Origin of the sequence: Levilinea saccharolytica, assembly GCF_001306035.1 — a bacterium.
GTDB classification, from domain to species: domain Bacteria; phylum Chloroflexota; class Anaerolineae; order Anaerolineales; family Anaerolineaceae; genus Levilinea; species Levilinea saccharolytica.
On sequence record NZ_LGCM01000002.1, the window covers coordinates 122,879 to 137,999 of the forward strand.

Below are 15,121 nucleotides of genomic sequence, written 5' to 3' on the forward strand. Positions count from 1 at the left end.
TTGCCTTTCATCGTTAAAGGGCGGCCAGGGCACCAGCGGCTTCCAGGCGCACGCTGGGGTCAGGGTCGGTTAATTGGGCATGTTCCAGGGCGGGGCGGACGCGGGGATGGTGCAGCTGCCCTAAGGCCCAGGCCGCGTGAGCGCGCACCAGGGGTTCCGGCTCGTTCTCGAGGGTGTGGATGAGGGCGGGGGCGGCGGCCGGGTCGCCCAGGTTGCCGAGGGCCACGGCGGCGTTGCGCAGAAAACCGCGGCGTTTGGTGCGCGCCAGGGGGGTGCGGCGGAAACTGCGGTTGAAATCCACAGGGGACAGGCTGAGGGCCTCCAGCAGGTCTGGGAAGGCTTCTTCCGGGGTGAAATCAAAGGCGGCGTCCACTTGTGAAGGCGCGGCATGCTGATTCCAGGGGCAGACCTGCTGGCAGATATCGCAGCCGAAGACCCAATTGCCGAGGGACGGGCGCAATTCAACCGGGATGAGGCCTTTATTTTCAATGGTCCAATAGGACAGGCAGCGGCGGGCGTCGAGGGTGCGGTTGGGCAGGATGCAGCCGGTGGGGCAGGCGTCCAAACAGCGCGTGCAGCTTCCGCAGCGGTCGGCCTCCCAGGGGACATCGGGCTGCAATTCTACGTCCAGGAGCAGTTCACCCAACAGAAACGCCGAACCGCCGCGCGGGTGGATGAGGCAGGAATTCTTCCCAAACCAGCCCAAACCGGCCTGCTGCCCCCAGGCGCGTTCTAAAAGAGGGCCGGTGTCGGTATAGGCGCGGTGGGCCAGAGGCAGGCCCAGGCGGGTTTCCAAAAAGACGGCCAGTTGGTTCAGCCGCGGAGGGATCCGATCGTGGTAATCCTGGCCCCAGGAGTAGGCGGCGGTGCGCCCGCGCAGACGGCCGTCCGCGGGTGCGGCAGCGCGGGCGGGGTTGGGGTAGGGCAGGCCCACCGTCAGCACCGTGCGTACACCCGGCAAGGTCAGCGAAGGGTCAGCGCGGCGCAGGCGGGCGCTTTCGGCAGCCAGGTAGCCCATCTGGGCGTGGTGACCCGCCGCCAGCCAATCTTCATAGACGGCAGCGTGCTGGGCTTGGGGCTGGGCGGCAGCGAGGCCGCAAAGAGAAAAGCCGAGGTGGAATGCCTCGGCTTTTACGTCATCTTCGAAAGACATTGGACCTCATCCACAGCGAAGGGAAGACGCTGGGCGGGGGTTATTTGGGAACGTTGATGGTGATGTAGAAGCGGTAGAAGGCCACGCCGTCGTCATTGACCAGTTCCCAATAGCTGGTGTAGGCACCGGGGGTGGAAGGCGCGTTGAAATCCACGGTCATTTCTACACTGCCGTTGACGGGGACGTCCTTGGGCAGGAACACCAGATCGGTGTTGGCACCCTTCAGATTGCCGCCCGCGTGGCGGATGTAGAAGGTGGTGTCCCAGGCGCGTTTGCCCACGTTCTTGAGCACCCACACCGCGTCAAAGTCGCGTCCGGCGGGCATATTGCTGTAGTCCTGCGGGCTGGTGCTGAGGATTTTGGCCTGATCGGTGTAGGAAGAGGTGGCCGTGGCTTTGACACTGCCGCCGCCACCGCCGCTGGTGACTGGGCGGGTGAGGGTGGGCACGGCTGTGGAAGTGGGCGCATCCACCTGCACCGCGGGGGCAGCGTGGCCGAGGGGGTCAGCGCAGCCTGGAAGGTGACGCGGGCGACCACGGTCTGAGCGGCCTCGGTGCGCACCTGATCGAGATCGGGGCTGGGCTGCTGTTCGGGCGCAGCGGCGGCAGGAGTGCCCGCCAGGCTGCAGCCAGCCAAAAGCAGTAAGCTGGTGAGAAGCACCAGGCTGAAAAGCGCTTTACGAGTTGAAAACATGCGGTATATCCTCCATGATAGGGGCCATCTTAATCAGCCGTAGGGGCATTTTCAACTGAGATGACCGAATTGTCAAGGTTTAATCAGGACGCCGATCAGGGCGTGACGGTGGGGCAGGAGCCGGGGTTATCCAGGCAGGATTGGGCCGTGGCGGTCAGGTTGGGTTTGGGGGTGTTGGTGGGGGCGGTGATGATCTTGATGGTCAGATCCAGGGGGAAGAAATTGACCCCGGTGGCATTGGTGAGCACCCAGATGGTTTTTTGTTCGCCCAGGCTGTCGGGGGCCGTCATGGGGACTTCGATGGAGACTTCTTCACCGGGCTTGACCTCTTTGGGGAGGAAGACCTGGGCAGGGCCGCCAAAATTGACCTGGATGAAGGGGCGTAAATGGTATTGGGTGGTCCAGGTGGTTTTGCCCACATTCTTGAGAGTCCACACGGTTTTAAACGCCTGCCCCGCGGGGATGGACGTGCCGTCGCTGGGGGACTGCGAAACAAACTGTGCTGCGTCATCTACCTTAATGGTGCTGGTGGGGGCAGGGGCCGGGGGTTGGGTGGGGTTGGAAGGCGGGGCCTGCGTGGGGTCCGACGGCGGAGGGGCCTGGGTGGGAACAGAAACTGTGGGGAGGGCTGCTGGGGGCTGGGTGGGGGTGGTGCGGGGGCCTTGGGCGGTCAGCGCGGCCTGCACGGTTTGAGCAGCCTGGGTGTAGACCGCCTCTGGGCTGTCTTTACCGGCCTGTGAGCTGCCAGGGAAGTTGCAGGCGGCCAAGAGGAAGACCAGCGCCAGCAGGGCGAAGATTTTACGGGAAAAGATGGAGAGAAGGTTCATCATGTGAAACCGTCCTTTTTCGGCTTTTCAACAAAACCCGGGGCTTTGGCTGCCCCGGGCTGTTGTGTAGGAGAAAAGGGGGTTGGGGATTAATCCGCCGGACACTTGTCTGAATCGAAATCGTCGCAACGGGTCCCGTCGTTATCGGGATTATCGTCGCAGCAGACTTCAAGGGCGATCTTGGTGGGATCGGGGGTTTCGGTGGGGCCGGGGTTAACCGACTTGATGGTGATATCCACCACGTAGAAATTGACGCCCTGATCGTTGGTGAGCACCCAGATGGAATTGTATTCACCGTTCTTCGAGGGGGCCACCGCATCAATGACCAGATCGGTGCTGTCGCCGGGCTTGACGGTGGCGCGGAACTTGTAGGTGCTTTTCTCACCCAGCTTGGTTCCGGCGTAGTGGCGGATGGTGTAATTGGTGTTCCAGGTGGTCGTGCCGGTGTTGCGCACCGTCCAGCGGACGTCAAATTTGGTGCCGTGCTCAATGCGCGCGCCGTCGGTGGGGACCTGCGTGACCCATTCGGCTTTGTCACCGGTGGTGGCGGGGGCCGGGTTGGTGGCCGTGGCCAGGCCGGGGAGCGGGGCCAGGGTGAAGGCCACCGAGGGGGTCACATTGACATCCAGGGGCGGCAGGCTGGGCAGAGCCGGAAGCTCAGGGGTCAAGGTGGGGGTTTGAGACGGCGCTACCGTGTTGGTGGGCATGGCCGCCGCAGTTTGGCTGATCTGCACCTGCACGGTCTGCGCGGCTGCGGTGAAGATGGCGTTCGTGTCCACGGTGGGCTCGCCAGCCGCCGCTGGGTTATTGCAGGACGCCAGCAGGAAGGCGGCGATGACGATCAGCGCCCAGGTGGGATTTTTTGATTTGAACATGGGGTTCAACCTCCGTTTATTTTTCTCATTCAATTTTACCAGAACCGTAAGCGCAAATTGTCAACCCTAGCGGGTGAATTGTCAAGGGTTGGTGAACTTGAGCCAGGAGCTGGGTGAGGGGGTGGGCGGCAGGCCGGTGGAAAAACCGGATTGGCCGCGAAAGGTGAAATAGGTGACGGCGCCGGGGCGAATGGTGATTTGGGTGAGGAGGGGGTCATCCTCTTCGCGGTAGCGCAGCGACACCTGATAGTCTCCGGCGGGCAGGTCGCCGATGACGAGATTCTCGCGGTAGTAGTCATCGCTGATGACGGTGTCTTTGCCGTAACTGTTGACCGTCCATCTTTGGCGAGTTTCGAGGGAGGTGATGACCACGGACTGGTAGGTGAGCAGGGAACCGTTGGTGTTCATCAGACGGCCTACTAAAACGCCGCAATCCTGGGGTGGGGCCAGCCACAGCTCGGGGTTGCGGGTGGCAAAGTAGCTGTTATTTTCGATGCGCACCTCAAAATGCAGGTGCGGGCCGGTGGTCAGGCCGGTGGTTCCCACGCGGCCAATTTGGTCGCCGGTGTTGACCCATTGGCCGATGATGGCGTCAATCGAATCCAGGTGAGCGTAGATGGTGTACAGCTTTTTTCCCTGGTAGCCGAAATTGTGCTGAATGGTGACGGCCTGGCCGTAGGGGTCGGAAGGGTTGTTGCCGCCCAGGTAGAGGCCGTAACCGGCCCAGACAACCTTGCCCGGCCCGGCGGCCAGTACCGGCGTGCCTTTCAAGTTGGGGATGTCAATGCCGGTGTGGACGATATCCGTGCTGAAAAAGACCCCGCCGTAGCGGTAATCGGCTAGGGGCCAGTTAACCACATCCGCGGCGATGGGACGCACGAAAAAGAAATGGTCGTTGGGGTTCAACGCCCAGGGGACTTCTTGTAAGGGGGCGCGCCGGAGCGAATTTTGATGCGGGGTGGCAGGCGTTCCAAAATGGTGCCTTCGGTGGCGCGGATGAGGGATTGGGAACCCTTGTTGAAGTCGTAACATTCCAGATCCAGGGCCAACATGACCCCTCGGCGGGTTTTCCCGGCGGCCTGGCGCTCTACCAAAATGAGACCTTCATAGGTCTCGAACAAGCCCTTGTCCACATAGGTTTTCATGGCCTGTTGAGTGGCTTGAATGCGCTCGCCTTCGCCTGGTTTTTCCAGGTAGACTTCGGGAAGGATCAGGCGCAGGGTGGAGGGGGCATCCCCCACGATGCGCTCGACATCGTTCCAATATTCTGGTTGGGAGGTGAACTGGTCACAGGCGATCACCGCCCAGCGTGTCAGGTCGGTCCCGGCCTTGGGCAGCAAGACCTGGGGAATTTGGAAGCCAAGCTTCGAGTAATTTTTCATGTGGAATCCTTTTCCAAATTGGATGGGAATAAAAGTATTGTACCAAATGGAATCGGGCAAGAAAATGGCTTTCAAAAAATGAGGAAACCTGTCGTGCAGAAGGGGGAAAAATGTCTGACAAAAAACCCCGCAAGGCTGCGGGGTTTTTTCGCTCAGGCATGAAGGGGATTACAGGCCGGTCATGAACGCCAGGCCGACCGTGCCAGGGCCAGTATGCGTCCCGATGACGGGAGAAACTTCGGCGCACAGGGCGTCGGAGACTTCGCTGACGGAGAAATTTTGGCGGGCGCGCTCTAAGAGTTGGGCGGCCTCATCGGGTGAATTGGCATGAATGGAGGCCAGGCGCACAGGGCGGCGGCCGTCAATGGAGGTGCTGACGTGTTCCATCATGCGGTCGAGGGCTTTGCCCATGGTACGCACACGCTCAATGGCTTCCACACGCCCATCGCGCAGGGAAAGGATGGGTTTGAGGTTGAGGGCGGTGCCCACCAGGGCGGCGGCCCCGCCGATGCGCCCGCCGCGGTGCAGGAATTCCAGAGTGCTGGGGACAAAGTACACATTGATATTGGTGCGGCCGTGCTGGGCCAGCTGGGTGCATTCGGCCAGGGTTGCGCCTTGCTGCGCAGCGCGGGCCACGGCCAGGGCCAGGAAGCCCAAGGCCATGGAAGTGCTTTCGGAATCCACCAGGCTGATCTTGGCGCCGGGGAAGTACTGCACGGCCTGTTGGGCGGAATCCAGAGTGCCGGAGAGTTTGGAAGAGATGTGCAGGCTGAGGATTTCATAGCCTTCTTCTAACAGGCGGTTGTAAAGATCGCGAAAAGCGCCTGGGGTCACCTGTGAGGTGGTGGGCATAGTTTTGGCGGTTTGCAGGCGGGTATAGAACTCGGTGGGGGTGATATCAATACCGTCGGCATAGTTGTTCTCGCCCCAAATGACGTGCAGGGGCAACACATGCAGAGGTAAACCGCGCAGCATGGCTTCGGGGATGTTGGCGGTGCTGTCGGTGACAACGGCAACTTTGGACATAGGATCATTCCTCCAATGGGTAAAACGGATAAATATTCAAAATTCCTAAGACTATAACCCCGCACCCCGGCGTAGGTTGCGCAGGGTGCGGCGGGCGGCGGGTAAGATGTGATAAAATTCTGAGCTGGGATCGCACCCGGTTGGAGCGGCGATTTCTGGAATTGGCCCTTGACCATTCCCGTCATCAGGGCTAAAATCCGACTGCGAACACCCTTGTCCAAGGGCGTTTGATTGTCTATTGGGTTAAGGATTGGTCATTTGTTCGAGAATCTGTCTGGCCGGTTAAACGAAGTCTTCCAAAACCTGCGCCGCCGCGGTAAGCTGACCGAGGCGGACGTGGACGCGGCTCTGCGCGAAGTGCGCATGGCGCTGCTGGAAGCGGACGTTAATTATGGGGTGGTCAAAGACTTCATTGCCCGCGTGCGCGAGCGCGCAGTGGGCGCTGAGGTCTCGCGTGCGTTAAACCCGGCCCAGCAGGTGATCAAGATTGTGCATGAAGAACTGCTCAACACCCTGGGCCCGGCAGACCGCCTGAATCTGAGCGGACCGCGCCCGCGGGTGATGATGATGGTGGGCCTGCAAGGCTCGGGTAAAACCACCGCGGCGGCCAAGATCGCGCGGCTGCTGCGTTCGCAGGGCGAGCGCGTGCTGTTGGTGGCGGCGGACCCTTACCGCCCGGCGGCGATCAAGCAGCTGCAAACCCTGGGCGAGCGGGTGGGCGTGCCGGTGTTCACCGAAGACGGCAAGCTGCCGCCGGAAGTGGTGCAGCACGCCTTTACGCAGGCTGAAAAAGGCGGCGTGACGGTGATGATTGTGGACACCGCCGGCCGTTCGCAGCTGGATCAGCAGTTGATGGACGAACTGCGCGCCATTGCGCGCAAGGTGACCATCGCTGAGACCCTGCTGGTGGTGGATTCGATGATCGGTCAGGAAGCGGTGCACATCGCCACCGGCTTTCGCGACAGCGTGAGCTTGAGCGGTCTGGTGCTGACCAAGATGGACGGCGACGCCCGCGGCGGCGCGTCCATTTCCATCCGCAGCGTGACGGGCGTGCCGATCAAATTCCTGGGCACGGGCGAAGGCATCGAAGCGCTGGAAGCCTATGATCCGGCGCGGCTGGCCGGGCGCATTTTGGGGATGGGGGATGTGCTGGGGCTGATTGAAAAAGCCGAGGCCATGGATCAAAAATCGGCGCAGGAACAGGCCGAACGCATGATGTCGGGGCACTTTACGCTGGAAGATTTTGCCAACCAGCTGCGCCAACTGCGCAAGATGGGTCCGCTGCACCAAATTTTGGAGATGCTGCCTGGGAATATGGGTCAGATGGCCCGCCAGGTAGATCCGCGCGATGCGGAACGCCAGCTCAAAGTCACCGAGGCGATTCTAAGCTCGATGACCCAGCAAGAACGCAACAACCCGGATGTGCTGAATGCCAGCCGCCGACGGCGCATTGCGCGCGGATCGGGGACGGATGTTCAGGACGTGAACCGGCTGCTGAAGCAGTTCCGCGAGATGCAGCGCGTGTTTAAAACTTTGCAAAAAACAGGCGGACGCGGGATGTCTCGTCTGTTTGGCTAACCGAAGATGCCCGTCAGCGGCTGCGCGTCCTTCAGCGCACCCTCTACCCGCTTTCGCGGCCTGCGGTTGAAGAAAAATTGACAACCTATCTGCTGTAAAAAAGAGGAGTAATTCAATGGTTCGGATTCGTTTGCGCCGTGTGGGTTTAAAAAAGCAGCCCAGTTATCGCATTGTTGTGGCCAATGATGAAAGCCCCCGCGATGGGCGGTTTTTGGAAATTGTGGGTTTTTACAACCCGCGCACTGAGCCTATCACGTTAACCGTGGCCGAAGACCGTGTGTACCACTGGCTGAGCGTTGGCGCGCAGCCGAGCGAAGCTGTGGAACGGCTGTTGAAAAACGCCGGCGTCCTGGATCGCTTTGCGCGTTTCAAGAAGGGCGAGGCCGTGGAGACGCTGTTGGCTGAAGCCAAAGCTGCCCAGTAGTCCCGCGAAAAACGGAAAACGGCCTGATGCCGTGATTTTTCGGCTGTGCCATCTACCGGAAGGAGAGACCGTGAAGGAGTTAATCGAGTACATTGCCCTGTCCCTGGTGGAAGACCCGAGCTGCGTGCAGGTTCGCCAGGAAAGAAGCGGAGGGAATAAAATCCGCTTTGAACTGCGGGTGTGCAAAGAGGACATGGGTCGAGTCATCGGCAAAAACGGCCGGGTGGCGAATGCCATGCGGGTGCTGCTGCGGGTTGCGGCGGCGCGCGAGGGCAAACAAGCGATCCTGGATGTCGTAGAGCCGCGATGACCCCACGCCGAATGGTTTCTTCCGAAGATCATCAACAACCAACAGGCTCGCCCGTTGAGGGCGAGCCTGTGTACTTGGCTGTTGGCCTGCTGCGCAAGCCGCACGGGGTGAAGGGTGAAATTTCCATGCAGGTGCTGACGGATTTCCCTGAGCGCCTGCGCAAGGGAAAAGTGATTTTGGTGGGCGAGGATCACCGCCCGCTGAAAATTGAGGCGGTGCGTTGGCACGGTAACAGCCTGCTGTTGAAATTTGCCGAATTTTCAGATTGTGACGAGGTGGGGGTGCTGCGCAATTTGATGGTGTATGTGAGCGCCAAAGAACTGCCCGCCTTGCCGGAAGGCGAATATTATTACCACCAATTGATCGGCCTGTCGGTGGTGGACGAAGCCGGTCAGACGTTGGGCGAGCTGGCTGAGATTTTGGAAACGCGCGCCAACGATGTGTATGTGGTGAAGGACGAAAGCGGCAAGGAACTTTTGCTGCCGGTGACGGACGAAGTGATTTTACGGGTGGATTTGGCCGCGGGTGAGATGGTGGTGCGCCCGCCGGAGTGGTTGTAGGGGGGAGTCAGCTGAATGGACCCCAGGGCCTACTGGGTCGGATTTAACCGGGTTAAAGGCATTGGCGCGGTGCGCTTTCGGGCGCTGCTGGATTTTTTCGGCAGCGCCGAATTGGCGTGGCAGGCGCCCGCTGAGGCCTACCTTGAGGCGGGGCTGAGCGCAAAGATCGTTGAGAACTTGCTGAACACGCGCCAATCGCTGGATTTGCAAACCTATTGGGAGAAAATTCAAGCCGCGGGAATCGCAGTTTTGACCTGGGATGATGTCGAATACCCGCGGCGGTTGCGCGAGGTGGATCAATCGCCGCCGGTGCTCTATCTGCGCGGGGAGTTGACGCTGGCGGATGAGTGGGCGGTGGCGATTGTGGGCACACGCGGGGTGAGCGCTTACGGGCGGCAGGCGGCGCAGGATCTGGCGGCTTGCCTGGCGCAAAACGGCATCACCGTGGTCAGTGGGCTGGCGCGCGGGGTGGATGGCGAAGCGCACCACGCTGCCCTGGAAGCCGGTGGGCGCACGTTGGCGGTGTTGGGCTGCGGGGTAGACCGCATTTACCCGCCAGAACACCGTAAACTGGCCGAACGGGTGATCCGCAGCGGGGCTGTGCTGAGCGATTACGCCCCGGGAACCGAGCCGGAGAGCAGCAATTTTCCCCCGCGCAACCGAATTATCTCCGGTCTGTCGCTGGCGACGGTGGTGATTGAGGCGGGCACGACCAGCGGCGCGCTAATCACGGCGACTTTTGCCGTGGAACAGGGGCGCGAGGTGTTTGCTGTGCCCGGCAGCATCTATTCCCCATTAAGCAAGGGGCCGAACCAATTGATCCAACAGGGCGCGCGTCCGCTGCTGCGGCCTGAGGATGTTCTGGACGCCCTGAACTTGAAACAGGTGCAGGAATACCGCGCGGTGCGGATTCAGATGCCAGAAGACCCGGTGGAAAGCGGTTTGCTGCGCACTTTGGATCAAGAGCCGCTGCATATTGATGAGATATCGGCGCGGTCGGGCTTGCCAATCGCCCAAGTATCGGCTACACTCACGCTACTTGAGCTCAAGGGCCTGGTTCGCCAGGTGGGCGGCATGAATTATGTGGCCGTACGCGAGCGCTTATCCACATATCAGGCAGGCAGGGATGGAAGCTAATTTTTACGCGGTGATCATGGCTGGCGGGGGTGGAACCCGCCTGTGGCCGCTTTCTGTGCAGGAACGCCCGAAACAGATGTTGAGCCTGAACGGCAAACGCACCCTGTTTCAGATGGCGGTAGACCGGCTGGAGGGGTTGTTCCCCGCCGAGCGCATTTTGGTGGTGACCGTGGCAGAGCAGGCCAGGAAACTTCAGGAACAGGTTCCGGAGATTCCGGCCGAAAATTACCTGTTGGAGCCCATGCCGCGCGGCACGGCTTCGGTGGTGGGCTATGCGGCGGCGGTGCTGGCGCAGCGCGACCCCGGGGCGGTGATGGCGGTGCTGACCGCGGATCATTTCATCGAAGAGGTGGAGCATTTTCAGGCGGTGCTGCGTGCGGCCAAAAGCGTGGCGGAGCAGGGCTATCTGGTGACGTTGGGCATTCGCCCGACGGCCCCGGCCACAGGGTACGGCTACATTCAGCGCGGGGAAAGCCTGGGCGCTTTTGGCGGCCAGGAGGTCTTTCGCGTGCAGCGCTTCAAGGAAAAGCCAGATGAAGCCACCGCCCGCGGCTTCTTGGAACGCGGCGATCACGATTGGAACTCCGGCATGTTCATTTGGACGGTGGAACAGATCCTGGCGGAGATTGCGCGCTGGATGCCGGAGCTTTCGGAAAAATTGGCTGCCATTCGCAAGGCATGGGATACCCCTGAACGCGGCGCAGTTTTGGCGCAGATTTGGCCGACCATCCAGCCCCAGACGGTGGACTATGGGATTATGGAAAAAGCCGAACGGGTGGCCGTGGTGGCGGGGGCGGATTTGGGTTGGAATGATGTGGGCAGTTGGGATTCGCTGTTTGAGGTGCTGGAAGGGGACGAGCACGGCAACTTGGTGGTGAACGCCCAGCACCTGGGTTTGGATACGCACGCTTCGCTGGTGGTGGGGGACGGCAGCGAACGTCTGTTGGTGACCGTGGGTTTGGACGATATGATCCTGGTGGACAGCGGCAGCGCCTTGTTGGTGTGCCCGCGCAGCCAGGCGCAAAAAGTACGTGAGATTGTGAAGCTGTTGAAAGAAAACGGCTATCATCGCTATCTTTAGGAGAGCACTGCGTTGGAAGCTTATTGCGTAAAATGCAAGACAAAACGAGAAGTTCAGGAAGCACAAGCCGAATTTAACGCCACAGGCGCGCCGGTGACCCGCGGGCGCTGCGGCGTGTGTGGGACGACGCTGTACCGCATTGGGCGCACTCCGGCGCACGAGGGCATGGAAGCCCCGCAGCGCAAAGCGGTGCGCAAGCGCAGCGGCAAGCTGGTGATTGTGGAATCGCCGGCTAAGGCGCGCACTGTGGGCCGTTTTTTGGGCAAGGGTTATACCGTGCGCGCCTCGGTGGGGCATGTGCGCGATCTGCTGCGTTCGCAGCTTTCGGTGGATGTGGATCACAACTTTGAGCCGAAATACCGCATTCCCAATGAAAAACGGCCGGTGGTGAAAGAGATCAAGCAGCTGGCGCAGAAAGCCGAAGAAATTTACCTGGCGACCGACCCGGACCGCGAAGGGGAAGCCATTGCCTGGCATTTGATGGAAGCGGCAGAGATTGAGCCGGAAATTACACGTCGGGTGGTGTTTCATGAGATCACCGAGCCGGCCATTCAGGAAGCATTTGAGCACCCGCGTTCGATTGACATGTCATTGGTGGACGCTCAGCAGGCCCGGCGGGTCTTGGACCGGCTGGTGGGGTACAGCATCAGCCCGATCCTGTGGGAGAAGGTGCGCAGCCGCCTTTCGGCTGGCCGGGTGCAGTCTGTGGCGCTGCGGTTGATTGTGGAACGCGAACGTGAAATTGAGGCCTTTGAGCCAGAGGAATATTGGACAATTAAGGCCGAGCTGAAGCCGCAGGGCGGAAAAACCAGCTTTGTGGCGCGCCTGGTGCGCATGGATGACGAAGAACCCGCGCTGACCAGCCAGGCGGCGACTGAGGCGGTGACGGCGGACATGCAGCAGGGGGCTTACAGCATTCAAAAGATCAAACGGTCGGAGCGGCGGCGAAAGCCGATGGCCCCCTTTATCACCAGTTCTCTGCAGCAAGAGGCTTCGAGGCGGCTGGGGTTCACCGCGAAACGCACGATGGCCCTGGCACAGCAGTTGTATGAAGGGTTGGATGTGGGCGAGGGCGGGACGACCGGCCTGATCACCTACATGCGTACGGATTCGACCCAGGTGTCGGAAGTGGCATTGAAAGAAGTGCGCGAGTTGATTGCCCAGAATTACGGCGGCGATTTCTTGCCTGCTGTGCCGCCTCAATATAAGACGCGGGCCAAAGGTGCGCAGGAAGCCCATGAGGCCATCCGGCCCACCTCCGTGCGGCGTCTGCCGGAGGCGATTAAGGCCAGCCTGACCCACGACCAATTCCGTCTGTATCAACTGATCTGGAAGAATTTTGTGGCTTCGCAGATGGAAGCGGCGGTGTACGATACGGTTTCGGTGGATGTGGTGGGCAAAACCCCCTCGCACGAATACGGGCTGCGCGCCTCCGGTTCCACGGTGCGCTTCCCCGGTTATTTGGTGGTGTATGAAGAGGCGCTGGACGAGGATTTGCGCTCCGACGAAGAGATGGTGCGCATTCCGGCGGGCCTGGAAGAAAACCAGACCCAAAAACTGGTGGCGCTGCTGCCGGAACAGCACTTCACCCAGCCGCCGCCGCGTTTTTCGGAGGCCAGCCTGGTGCAGAACCTGGAAGAACACGGCATTGGCCGCCCTTCCACCTACGCGGCGATCATTTCGACCATTCAAGAACGCGGGTATGTGTACCGTGAGGCCAAGCGCCTGCTGCCGACGGAAACCGGCATGACGGTGAACGATTTGCTGGTGGCGCACTTCCCCGACATTGTGGACACCAATTTCACCGCCAACATGGAAGAGAATCTGGATCAGGTGGCGGAGGGTAAGGCGGTTTGGGCGGACGTGGTGCGCGAATTTTACGACCGCTTCGGCCCCGAAGTGGCGCGGGCGCAGGCGGAGATGCCGGCGGCTAAGGCCGAACTGGAAAAAGTGGGGCGCGCCTGCCCGCTGTGCGGCCATGATCTGGTGATCCGCTGGGGGCGGTTTGGCAAATTTATCAGCTGCAGCAATTTCCCGGAATGCCGCCACACCGAAGCCTGGCTGGAGGTGATTGGGGTGAAATGCCCCAAGGACGGCGGCGAGATTGTGCAGCGTAAAACGCGCAAGGGACGTGTATTTTACGGCTGTGCCAATTACCCGACCTGCGATTTCACCTCGTGGAAGCAGCCCATCGCTCAGCCTTGCCCGAAATGCGGCGGCCTTCTGGTGGTTGCCAACAAACGCGAGGTGCAGTGTACGGCCTGCGGCGAGTCGTTCTTAAATGAGCAGCTTGAAGCGGTGGATTCTGAGAAGGCATGAAGTTTGCAACCCTTGAATTGGGAAAAGAATCCAGGAGAAGGCGGTTTTTGGTTGCGTTGAACTAACTTTTGTTCTAAAATAACAAGTAACGCTATTCTTAAGGCCAATTCTACCTGGCTGTCATCAATGGAAGCTGCAGGAGATAACTATGGAAAAGATACGTGAGCTGCTTGGTAAGCCCCTGATCACCGCGGTGTTGGGTTTTGTGTTGGGCTTGATCATTGGCCTGCCGATTTTGGGCTGGGGTTTGTGGCCGGTGAAGTGGGTGGATGCTTCTGCCGAACATTTGCGGGCCGACCTGCGCGCGGATTACCTGCGCATGGCGGTTGAATCCTTTGGCCAGAGGCCGGATGAGGCACTGGCGATCCAGCGCTTCAAAGAACTGGGCGCCAAGGGCAGCGAAGCCCTGACGCAGGTGGCGGCAGACCCGACGATGAATTCTAAGACGGTGCAGGAATTCAGCCGGCTGGTGCAGGTGGATGTGGCCCCCGCAGCCCCGGCTGAGCAGGGCACCCCGGCGGCTGGTGCGCCCGCGGTTCCCGCGGCCCCGGCAGCTGAGAGCGGCGGCCCGAACTTTGCCTTGCTGTTGGGCATCTTCTGCGTGCTCACTCTGGTAATCGGCGCGATTTTGCTGTATTTCCTGGTGCTGCGCAAACGCAGCGGCGGGGGCGTCTTGAACCAGGCTAGCCGCCAGGCGCACGAAGCCAGCCGCACGGCGACCCGCACCGATTTTGAAGCCGAAGGCCAAGAAGCGCCCATCGCCCAGTTTATGACCACCTACATGCTTGGCGACGATCTGTATGACGACTCGTTCAGCATTGACTCTCCCTCGGGAGAATTCCTGGGTGAATGCGGCGTGGGCATTTCGGAGACGGTGGGGGTGGGAGACCCGAAGAAGGTGACGGCCTTTGAGGTGTGGCTGTTTGATAAGAACGACATTCAAACGGTGACCAAGGTGCTGATGAGCCGCCACGCTTTTGAGGATTTGGCGTTGAACCAGCGCCTGGCCTCGAAGGGCGAACCCGTTCTGCTGGAGCCGAAGAAGCGCATTCTGCTGGAAACCAAGACCCTGCAGCTGGAAGCTCGCATCGCGGACATGAGCTACGGTCAGGGGCCGGTGGGCGACAGCGCCTTCTTTGACCGGGTGACGCTGGAACTGGCAATCTGGCCGAAGGCCGGATAACCGTTCGCACGGCGAACTGATTGGGAAAGTAAAAGCGGCTGCTCTGTGACGGGCAGCCGCTTCTCTTTATGGGGTTGGAACGAGGTCGGGCAGCGATTTACTCGATGCGCGTGATTTTAAGCTGGATGGAACCGCCAGGAGTTTCGGCGCTGACCACATCCCCAACGCGGCGGCCCAAGAGGGCTTTGCCGATGGGGGATTCATGCGAGATGCGCCCCTTGGTGGGGTCGGCTTCTTTGGGACCCACCAGGTGGTAGGTTTCTTCGGGGAAGTCTTCTTCTTGAATGGTGACGTGATCGCCGATATTGACCTGAGAGGTGTCTTTTTTCATATCATCAATGATGATGGTATGGGAGAGAATGGCTTCCAATTCCTGAATGCGCCCTTCCAGGAAGCCCTGCTCTTCTTTGGCGGCGGTGTAATCGGCGTTTTCCGAGAGATCACCCATCTGAATAGCGGCGCGCAGGCGGGCTGCCAGGGCTTCGCGGGCGGGGCCTTTGAGATAGACCAGCTCTTCCTGCAAACGTTTTGCGCCTTCGGCGGTCAAATAGGATACATCGGGCATTGCAATAC

The 15,121-nt window shown here is 60.5% G+C and carries 16 protein-coding genes; 8 read left to right on the plus strand and 8 right to left on the minus strand.

Annotated features, from left to right (window positions below):
• Window positions 1-13: 13 nt before the first annotated feature.
• The 7 genes from queG to ADN01_RS00625 form a co-directional block, all read right to left on the minus strand.
• Window positions 14-1,153, minus strand: coding sequence for a tRNA epoxyqueuosine(34) reductase QueG (queG, locus tag ADN01_RS00595; protein ID WP_062418034.1), 1,140 nt, complete (start codon window positions 1,151-1,153; stop codon window positions 14-16).
• A 40-nt stretch (window positions 1,154-1,193) separates the two neighbouring features.
• Complete coding sequence (locus ADN01_RS00600; protein ID WP_075070832.1) at window positions 1,194-1,631, minus strand: NBR1-Ig-like domain-containing protein; 438 nt, start codon at window positions 1,629-1,631, stop codon at window positions 1,194-1,196.
• A gap of 310 nt (window positions 1,632-1,941) precedes the next feature.
• On the minus strand, window positions 1,942-2,676 hold the full coding sequence (locus tag ADN01_RS00605; RefSeq protein ID WP_075070833.1) for an NBR1-Ig-like domain-containing protein: 735 nt from the start codon (window positions 2,674-2,676) through the stop codon (window positions 1,942-1,944).
• Window positions 2,677-2,762: 86 nt separating this feature from the next.
• The gene (locus ADN01_RS00610; RefSeq protein ID WP_062418035.1) at window positions 2,763-3,548 is read right to left on the minus strand and encodes an NBR1-Ig-like domain-containing protein; all 786 of its coding nucleotides are present in this window, start codon (window positions 3,546-3,548) and stop codon (window positions 2,763-2,765) included.
• Window positions 3,549-3,629: 81 nt separating this feature from the next.
• Window positions 3,630-4,454, minus strand: a complete 825-nt coding sequence (locus tag ADN01_RS00615; protein WP_075070834.1) for a M23 family metallopeptidase — start codon at window positions 4,452-4,454, stop codon at window positions 3,630-3,632.
• Window positions 4,451-4,930, minus strand: a complete 480-nt coding sequence (locus tag ADN01_RS00620; protein WP_082389695.1) for a DUF1015 family protein — start codon at window positions 4,928-4,930, stop codon at window positions 4,451-4,453. The genes ADN01_RS00615 and ADN01_RS00620 overlap by 4 nt, the downstream gene beginning before the upstream one ends.
• 168 nt (window positions 4,931-5,098) lie before the next feature.
• Window positions 5,099-5,956, minus strand: a complete 858-nt coding sequence (locus ADN01_RS00625) for a DegV family protein (protein WP_062418038.1) — start codon at window positions 5,954-5,956, stop codon at window positions 5,099-5,101.
• 258 nt (window positions 5,957-6,214) lie between these two features.
• Between ADN01_RS00625 and ffh the strand changes: the two genes are divergently transcribed.
• The 8 genes from ffh (at window position 6,215) to ADN01_RS00665 (ending at window position 14,548) form a co-directional block, all read left to right on the plus strand.
• On the plus strand, window positions 6,215-7,534 hold the full coding sequence (gene ffh / locus ADN01_RS00630; RefSeq protein ID WP_062418039.1) for a signal recognition particle protein: 1,320 nt from the start codon (window positions 6,215-6,217) through the stop codon (window positions 7,532-7,534).
• A gap of 115 nt (window positions 7,535-7,649) precedes the next feature.
• On the plus strand, window positions 7,650-7,958 hold the full coding sequence (rpsP, locus tag ADN01_RS00635; RefSeq protein ID WP_062418040.1) for a 30S ribosomal protein S16: 309 nt from the start codon (window positions 7,650-7,652) through the stop codon (window positions 7,956-7,958).
• Between the two features lie 70 nt (window positions 7,959-8,028).
• The gene (locus tag ADN01_RS00640) at window positions 8,029-8,268 is read left to right on the plus strand and encodes a KH domain-containing protein (RefSeq protein WP_062418041.1); all 240 of its coding nucleotides are present in this window, start codon (window positions 8,029-8,031) and stop codon (window positions 8,266-8,268) included.
• A 68-nt stretch (window positions 8,269-8,336) separates the two neighbouring features.
• Window positions 8,337-8,828 carry a ribosome maturation factor RimM gene (rimM, locus tag ADN01_RS00645; protein ID WP_062418042.1) on the plus strand — a complete coding sequence of 164 codons (492 nt, stop codon included), beginning with the start codon at window positions 8,337-8,339 and terminating at the stop codon, window positions 8,826-8,828.
• 15 nt (window positions 8,829-8,843) lie between these two features.
• A complete protein-coding gene (dprA, locus tag ADN01_RS00650) occupies window positions 8,844-9,965 on the plus strand; it encodes a DNA-processing protein DprA (RefSeq protein WP_062418043.1) in 1,122 nt (373 codons plus the stop codon).
• Window positions 9,955-11,046 (plus strand): mannose-1-phosphate guanylyltransferase, encoded by a 1,092-nt coding sequence (locus ADN01_RS00655; RefSeq protein WP_062418044.1) that lies wholly within the window; start codon window positions 9,955-9,957, stop codon window positions 11,044-11,046. The genes dprA and ADN01_RS00655 overlap by 11 nt, the downstream gene beginning before the upstream one ends.
• Before the next feature lie 12 nt (window positions 11,047-11,058).
• A complete protein-coding gene (gene topA, locus ADN01_RS00660) occupies window positions 11,059-13,365 on the plus strand; it encodes a type I DNA topoisomerase (protein WP_201778602.1) in 2,307 nt (768 codons plus the stop codon).
• Between the two features lie 148 nt (window positions 13,366-13,513).
• The gene (locus ADN01_RS00665; RefSeq protein ID WP_062418045.1) at window positions 13,514-14,548 is read left to right on the plus strand and encodes a hypothetical protein; all 1,035 of its coding nucleotides are present in this window, start codon (window positions 13,514-13,516) and stop codon (window positions 14,546-14,548) included.
• A 97-nt stretch (window positions 14,549-14,645) separates the two neighbouring features.
• Here the strand turns inward: ADN01_RS00665 and greA are convergent, their stop codons facing one another.
• Entirely contained in the window at window positions 14,646-15,113 is a 468-nt protein-coding gene (gene greA, locus ADN01_RS00670; protein ID WP_062418046.1) for a transcription elongation factor GreA, read from the minus strand.
• Between the last annotated feature and the right edge of the window lie 8 nt (window positions 15,114-15,121).

Bases quoted from the DNA above. Each gene is read 5' to 3' on its own strand.
- queG (WP_062418034.1), bottom strand. From the start codon at position 1,153: ATGTCTTTCGAAGATGACGTAAAAGCCGAGGCATTCCACCTCGGCTTT.
- ADN01_RS00605 (WP_075070833.1), bottom strand. From the start codon at position 2,676: ATGATGAACCTTCTCTCCATCTTTTCCCGTAAAATCTTCGCCCTGCTG.
- ADN01_RS00610 (WP_062418035.1), bottom strand. From the start codon at position 3,548: ATGTTCAAATCAAAAAATCCCACCTGGGCGCTGATCGTCATCGCCGCC.
- ADN01_RS00620 (WP_082389695.1), bottom strand. From the start codon at position 4,930: ATGAAAAATTACTCGAAGCTTGGCTTCCAAATTCCCCAGGTCTTGCTG.
- ADN01_RS00625 (WP_062418038.1), bottom strand. From the start codon at position 5,956: ATGTCCAAAGTTGCCGTTGTCACCGACAGCACCGCCAACATCCCCGAA.
- rpsP (WP_062418040.1), top strand. From the start codon at position 7,650: ATGGTTCGGATTCGTTTGCGCCGTGTGGGTTTAAAAAAGCAGCCCAGT.
- dprA (WP_062418043.1), top strand. From the start codon at position 8,844: ATGGACCCCAGGGCCTACTGGGTCGGATTTAACCGGGTTAAAGGCATT.
- ADN01_RS00655 (WP_062418044.1), top strand. From the start codon at position 9,955: ATGGAAGCTAATTTTTACGCGGTGATCATGGCTGGCGGGGGTGGAACC.
- ADN01_RS00665 (WP_062418045.1), top strand. From the start codon at position 13,514: ATGGAAAAGATACGTGAGCTGCTTGGTAAGCCCCTGATCACCGCGGTG.
- greA (WP_062418046.1), bottom strand. From the start codon at position 15,113: ATGCCCGATGTATCCTATTTGACCGCCGAAGGCGCAAAACGTTTGCAG.